The organism is Phyllobacterium sp. SB3 (assembly GCF_040009165.1).
GTDB lineage: Bacteria > Pseudomonadota > Alphaproteobacteria > Rhizobiales > Rhizobiaceae > Phyllobacterium.
Genome location: NZ_JBDYKI010000003.1, coordinates 851214 through 857413 on the forward strand (window position 1 = coordinate 851214; position 6200 = coordinate 857413).

The following is a 6200-nucleotide window of genomic DNA, read 5'->3' on the forward strand; positions in this document are numbered from 1 at the left end:
CCGACGAAGGCATTCAGACCTGGGCGATACCGCCGTCGACAAAGACCTCGCTGCCGTTCACGAAGCTGCTGTCATCGGAGGCCAGGAAGGCGACCACCTTTGCCACTTCCTCTTCGCGCCCAATCCGCCCAAGGGGCGTGATCGACGCTGCGAAGTCGAAGAAGCCGTTGACCTGCCCTTCGGGAAGATCCGATTCCGTCCAGGCGGGCGTCTGGATCACGCCTGGGCTGATGGCGTTGACGCGGATGTTCTTTCCTTTCAGGTCGGCCGCCCAGGTGCGGGCGAAGGAGCGCACGGCCGCCTTGGTGGCGCTGTAGATGCTCCACCCGTCGAAGCCCTTCGTGCCGACGATCGAGGAACTGAGGATGATCGAGCCGCCGTCGCCGATCAGCGGCAGCGCCTTTTGCACCGTCCAGATCACACCCTTGACATTGGTGTTGAGGAGCCCGTCGATATGCTCCTCCGTCAGCCCGCCCAGGCCTGACGGCGCAGCATAGCCGGCGTTTGCGAACACGACGTCGATGCGCCCAACCTCGGCCTTCACCTGCTCATAGAGGCGGTCGAGGTCTACCGGGTTCGTTACATCGCCCTGTACGCCGACCGCGCGCGCGCCTCGCGAACCAGTGGGGTCGAGCACATTCAAGGTCGCCACCGCTTCATCCAGTTGGGTCTTGCGGCGGCCGGTCAGATAGACACGAGCCGCACCCTCGGCGAGGAATGTTTCGGCAGTGGCGAGGCCGATGCCCGAGTTGGCACCTGTGATGACAGCGATCTTTCCTTCAAGCCGAGGCATAAAATTCTCCAATTGGTAAAAACATTACTGGAAAACACCATAGAGCTTGCTTGGCATGGCGGAAATGTCATAGTTGCCACCTTTCTCGCCATTTGGGGGCTCGCTGATGCACAAAGTCGGTTTTATCGTCTATCCAGGCTTCCAACTGGTCTGCCTTGCGGCTAGCTCGGTGTTTGAGGTCGCTGACCTCGCGCTCAATTCACCGACCTATGAGGTCACGATCCGATCTGAAGGGGGTGGCGCGATCCGAGGGACCGGTGCAGTCGCAGTGCTTAGCGAGCCGCTTGGAAGCGATTCCTTCGACAGCCTCATCGTCTGTGGGGGTGCTGCGCACCCGGAGGCGTCCGAGGAGTTGCTGGAATATCTGCGGCGAGCGCCGGCGACCACTCGGAGGATCGCAGCCATCTGCACCGGCGCATTCATTCTCGCTCAGGCGGGACTTCTGGCGAACCGGCGAGCAACCACTCATTGGATGATGGCCGCCGAATTGGAGCGACACTATCCAGATGTCCGCGTCGAAGCGGATCGGATCTTCGTCCAGGATGGTCAGATCTGGACGTCCGCTGGGATGACTGCCGGAATTGATCTGGCGTTGGCAATGGTCGAAGACGATCACGGGATCGAAGTTGCCCGGGCTGTCGCGCGCCAGTTCGTGCTCTACCATCGTCGTGCAGGAGGGCAATCGCAGTATTCGACGCTTCTCGACCTGGCACCCAAGTCTGACCGGATTCAAAACGCGCTGACCTACGCCAAGTCCAACCTCAAAAACCCGCTCTCGCTCGAGGAGCTTGCCGAAGCGGCAAATCTAAGCTCGCGCCAATTCAGCCGAGCCTTCCGCGATGAGACGGGTCAAACCCCGGCGAAGGCAGTGGAGCGCCTTCGCGTCGAGGCTGCTCGTCAGATGCTCGAGCAAGGACGCCATACGATCGAAACCATCGCCTTCGAGACGGGGTTCGCGGATCGTGAGCGTATGCGGCGCGCCTTCTTGCGTACAATCGGTCAGCCGCCTCAGTCGGTGCGCCGCAATGCCGCCTAGCGCCCGCCACGGGGGTTCGCTTGCCTAATGCTCGCCGGGCTCCCACTCAGGACTGAATCCACCTAAGGTCGGATGATACATTTCGTCCCCTGAGTGTTGGGTGAACTCGACGTTCAAGCGGTCCTCGCGGAGGCCAAGGATCTCGATACAATGTGCGCAGAGTGCTTTCGCCACTTCCATCCGGAGTTCCGGTGGACGACCTCGGCGGATATCGAGCATCATGACTGAAACCGGAACCGGCTCGCCGCCCGCTTCAGGGATGCGCCACACGCTTCCGTCTCCGCACTCCCGGATCGCGACGCTTATTCGCCTGATGTCGACCGACATCATCTCCGAATAAGTGTTGCTCATTGCCGCCGCGAGCTTTTGCTTGTTTTCCAGCGAGTATCGACCGTTCAAGTCTAGCTGAAGGTATGGCATCTTTCGTTCCCACTTCCACAATATATTATGCCTCCGCTGCCGGAGGAGGCCAGACGCTATTGGTCTACCCTCGACCAGCAGACCAGCAGCGCCTCGGTCAACGATCCAGGAGGACGGATCGGAACTGATGCCTATTTGAACAACCGTACCACGCCGGTCATGTTGTCGGCACCGAACCCACGCTCGATCGCCTGCCGAAACACCTCGCGCGCCGCGACCAGTGTGGGCACCGCGTCTGCGGAGCTAGCCTCGCCGATAACGTACCCGAAGTCCTTTTCAATGAGTTCAATCGGAAACTGAGGCGTGAAATTCTCCGCAAGCATAGTGTTGGACAAATAGGTCGCGGCGGGACTCCAGGCGGCCGTGCTCGCGATTGCGTCGATGGCGCGACGTGCATCAATGCCGGACTTGCTCAGCAGACCGATCAACTCCGCCAGTGCCGTCACTTGGACACCCAGCAATGCATTGGTGGCGAGCTTCACGGTCGCGCCAGATCCGAGCGGGCCAACGTGCCGGACGCCGCTTCCCATCGACCGAAGCACCGTCTCAGCAGCGTTCAAAACTACTTCATCGCCACCGACAAGGTAGACGAGCTGACCGGCCTCCGCCTGCGGCCGCGAGCCGGCGACAGGCGCTTCGAGGAATGCGTGGCTGCCCTGTGCGAAAGCGCTTCCCAACTCGCGAATCCAGCCTGGCGTCAAGGTAGAACTCTCGATTGCGATGCTCCCCTCGGTCATCCCGGAAAGAGCCCCGGTCTCGGGAGTGAGCCAAACACTGCGCGAGGCTTCGTCATCGCGGACCATGGCGATTACGAAATCGGCCCCGCCTGCGGCGACCTTGGGGTTCGCGGCCTGTGTGGCCCCGGCCGCGACCAACGCATCGGCGGCCGCAGGAGTTCTGTTCCAGACGGTGACTGCGTGGCCGGCCTTGAGGAGATTGGCCGCCATGCGCGAGCCCATAGCCCCCAGACCCAGTACGGAAATCTTTGCCATCATGCACACCCCTTATCTCGATTGATTGGAGCCGGGCTCGGTGGGCCGCCTGCCGGTTGGGCGCGCGGAAACTGCAGCCGCAGCCGTTATGCGCGGGGGCGGGCAAGCGCCGCCCCCGCGCGTTTCGCTTGTCGGCTTTCTCAGGCGGCTTTGCTGACCAGGACGAGCTTCTGGTTCACGAACTCCTTAATGCCGAGTTCGGACAGTTCACGACCGTAGCCCGAACGCTTGACGCCACCGAAGGGCAGCTCGGGCGCCGTGCTTGCGAACGTGTTAATCCAGATCGCGCCAGTCTCGATACGAGAGGCCAGCGACTTCGCCCGCTCGATGTCCTGCGAGAACACAACGCCAGCGAGGCCGAAGCGAGAGTCATTCGCCAGCTCCACGATCTCGTCGTCATTCTGAACAACGTAGATTTGGGCGACCGGACCGAAGAATTCCTCAAAATAGGCCGGGTTGTCGCGCGTGACGTTGGTCAGGATGGTGGGCTCGAAGAAATTGCCGCTGCCGGCAATCGGCTTGCCGCCCAAATGAAGGGTCGCGCCGGCGTCGAGTGCCCGCTGGACCTGCTTCGCCAGGTTTACGCTGGCATCGGCCGAGGAAAGTGGGCCGAGCTTGGTGGCTTCGTCCATGGGATCGCCGATCTTCACCGACGCCATGGCCGAGGTGAACCGCTCGAGGAAAGTGTCGGCGATTTTCTCATGCAGCACGATACGCTTCGCGCAGATGCACTCTTGGCCACTGATGTGCAGGCGCGAGAACACCCCGGCTTCGATTGCCTTGTCGAGGTCCGCATCATCGAGAACGACGAACACGTCGTTGCCGCCCATTTCGAGGGTCGACTTCTTGAGGTGCTTGCCGGCCTGCGCGGCGATGGCGCTGCCGGCGCCTTCTGAGCCGGTCATCGCGGCGCCCTGCACGCGGTCGTCGGCGATGATCTTGGCGACTTGGTCAGAGGTGATGAACAGATTGGCCCAGGCCCCCTCGGGTGCGCCGGCCTCCCTTACCAACTCCTCGAATACCGTGGCGCAGTGTGGCACGATGCTCGCGTGCTTCGCCAGAACGGGGTTGCCCGCCGCCAGGTTGGGAGCGAACACGCGCATCAACTGGTAGAAGGGAAAGTTCCAGGGTTCAACGACCAGCATGACGCCGATTGGATGATGTTCGACCCAAGCGTCGCCCAAGGCGGAGTCGATCGACACCGGCGCCAGGAAGCGCTCTGCATTGCGCGCATAGAAGCGGGCGATTTCCGCTATGATCCAGACTTCGTCGCGGGAGTCGGAGATCAACTTGCCCATCTCCTGGGTGACGATCTTGGCAAGTTCTTCCTTGCGAGCATCGATCAGGTCCGCAAGCCGCTCGAGCACCTGCAGCCGAGGCTGGATCGGGCCCTTGGACCAAGCCGACTTGTAGAGCTTGTGAGCTGCAGCCAGCGCCGCCTCGATGTCGGCGTCGGTGTGGTTGGGGTAGGTTTTGACCAGTTCATTGGTCGTTGGGTTTATTGTTTGGTAAGCCATGTTGAGATCCTTCGATTGATGACAGGCAATGCCTCGCGAGTGCCCGCCTATCGAAGGGGCGCCCGTTGGCATGGCGCACACAATTCAGCTCGTAGCTGGCAGACGTCTGCCGTGCATTGCGCCTCCGATGGCGCTCTACCAGCAGGCGGCAAAGCAGCGCCCAAGACCAACGATCCGAACCATGTGCGTCGCGGCCGAAATTCCGGCCGCACGGACAGCGAGCTAAAGGACAATCCCTTGGCCAACCGACCGCACCATGAAGCTAAGGCCGTTGCCGTTCGTCTCAAATGTCGAATACACGGCGATTTAGGTCATTCGGCGCCGATCGTATCATCGTGGCTCCCGGAGGCGTCCTGGTAGTCGACGGACTCCAGACGGGCGTTGCGGCGGAGCACCTGCGGCGGCTGGCCGAAGGCGCGCAAGAAGGCGCGGCGCATATGGTCGCGGTCGCTAAAACCAGTTTGCCGCGCGACGATATCGATTGGGTGCCGACTTTGCTCCATGAGGTTGCGTGCCGCCTCCACGCGCAAGTTTTCGATCGCCTTCGCCGGTGATTGACCTGTCTCCTGGTGAAATGCCCTGCTGAACTGCCGGGGACTGAGGTGAGCGGCGTCAGCGAGGTCTGGCACACTGAGCGGTTTGTGGAGATTGTCGCGCGCGTAGGTCAGCGCGGCTTGGATGCGATCGGATTTCGGCGACAGCTCCAAGAGCGTGGAGAACTGGGTCTGGCCGCCACCTCGGCGGTGATAGATGACGAGCTTGCGAGCGACCGCCTTTGCAAGTTCGGGCCCTAGATCGTTTTCAATCAACGCGAGACAGAGGTCGAGACCGGCGGTCATGCCGGCTGACGTCCAGATCGGCCCATCGTTCACGAAGATCCGGTCTTCGTCCATCTTCACCTTCGGAAACTGGCGCTGCAGTTCGCGCGCGTGCAGCCAGTGCGTCGAGGCACGGCGACCATCGAGCAATCCTGCTTCGGCCAACACGAAGGCGCCGGTGCAGATCGCGGCAATGCGACGATGCCGTTTGAGCGCATCCCTGATGAACGCGACCATGCCAGGCGTTGACGGCTCCGGAATGGTGGCACCGCCAACGACGAGTGTGTCGAACGGCATGTTCGTGAACTTCTCGGTGTCAAGCATCATACCGGCCGAGGTTTTGACCGGGCCGCCCTTCTCGGAGACATAGAGGAGCTGGTAGGGCGGGTCGTCGGCCATGCTGTTGGCGACCTCGAACGCCGCGACGACGGCCAAGGCCATTACTGAATAACCGGGGTAAACGACGAAGGCGATATCACGCATGGCAGACCTCTATGGGTGTCCTAAATCTACGCTTATATGACATTTGAGACTTCGATTTGCAACTGTATCTCTATCGTCATCGCTCAGTTCCGAGCGGCAACCGATGGAGAACATCATGAGCAATACTTCTGAGAAGGGCGT

6 protein-coding genes are annotated in these 6200 nt (G+C 61.4%); 1 reads left to right on the forward strand and 5 read right to left on the reverse strand.

The window, feature by feature from the left end:
* Positions 1-13 precede the first annotated feature (13 nt).
* The gene (locus tag ABKW30_RS15325; RefSeq protein ID WP_348599765.1) at positions 14-793 is read right to left on the reverse strand and encodes an SDR family oxidoreductase; all 780 of its coding nucleotides are present in this window, start codon (positions 791-793) and stop codon (positions 14-16) included.
* 106 nt (positions 794-899) lie between these two features.
* Between ABKW30_RS15325 and ABKW30_RS15330 the strand changes: the two genes are divergently transcribed.
* Positions 900-1829 (forward strand): GlxA family transcriptional regulator, encoded by a 930-nt coding sequence (locus ABKW30_RS15330; RefSeq protein ID WP_348599766.1) that lies wholly within the window; start codon positions 900-902, stop codon positions 1827-1829.
* A gap of 24 nt (positions 1830-1853) precedes the next feature.
* Here the strand turns inward: ABKW30_RS15330 and ABKW30_RS15335 are convergent, their stop codons facing one another.
* The 4 genes from ABKW30_RS15335 to ABKW30_RS15350 all read right to left on the reverse strand — a co-directional run bounded on the left by ABKW30_RS15335 (position 1854) and on the right by ABKW30_RS15350 (position 6059).
* Positions 1854-2249: a tautomerase gene (locus ABKW30_RS15335; RefSeq protein WP_348599767.1), complete on the reverse strand. Its 396-nt coding sequence runs from the start codon at positions 2247-2249 to the stop codon at positions 1854-1856.
* A 131-nt stretch (positions 2250-2380) separates the two neighbouring features.
* The gene (locus tag ABKW30_RS15340) at positions 2381-3244 is read right to left on the reverse strand and encodes an NAD(P)-dependent oxidoreductase (protein WP_348599768.1); all 864 of its coding nucleotides are present in this window, start codon (positions 3242-3244) and stop codon (positions 2381-2383) included.
* A gap of 137 nt (positions 3245-3381) precedes the next feature.
* A complete protein-coding gene (locus ABKW30_RS15345) occupies positions 3382-4758 on the reverse strand; it encodes an NAD-dependent succinate-semialdehyde dehydrogenase (RefSeq protein WP_348599769.1) in 1377 nt (458 codons plus the stop codon).
* 311 nt (positions 4759-5069) lie between these two features.
* Entirely contained in the window at positions 5070-6059 is a 990-nt protein-coding gene (locus tag ABKW30_RS15350; protein WP_348599770.1) for a GlxA family transcriptional regulator, read from the reverse strand.
* Between the last annotated feature and the right edge of the window lie 141 nt (positions 6060-6200).

Excerpts from the sequence above, each read along its gene's own strand:
- ABKW30_RS15325 (WP_348599765.1), bottom strand. The coding sequence starts at position 793 with ATGCCTCGGCTTGAAGGAAAGATCGCTGTCATCACAGGTGCCAACTCG.
- ABKW30_RS15340 (WP_348599768.1), bottom strand. The coding sequence starts at position 3,244 with ATGATGGCAAAGATTTCCGTACTGGGTCTGGGGGCTATGGGCTCGCGC.
- ABKW30_RS15335 (WP_348599767.1), bottom strand. The coding sequence starts at position 2,249 with ATGCCATACCTTCAGCTAGACTTGAACGGTCGATACTCGCTGGAAAAC.
- ABKW30_RS15330 (WP_348599766.1), top strand. The coding sequence starts at position 900 with ATGCACAAAGTCGGTTTTATCGTCTATCCAGGCTTCCAACTGGTCTGC.
- ABKW30_RS15350 (WP_348599770.1), bottom strand. The coding sequence starts at position 6,059 with ATGCGTGATATCGCCTTCGTCGTTTACCCCGGTTATTCAGTAATGGCC.
- ABKW30_RS15345 (WP_348599769.1), bottom strand. The coding sequence starts at position 4,758 with ATGGCTTACCAAACAATAAACCCAACGACCAATGAACTGGTCAAAACC.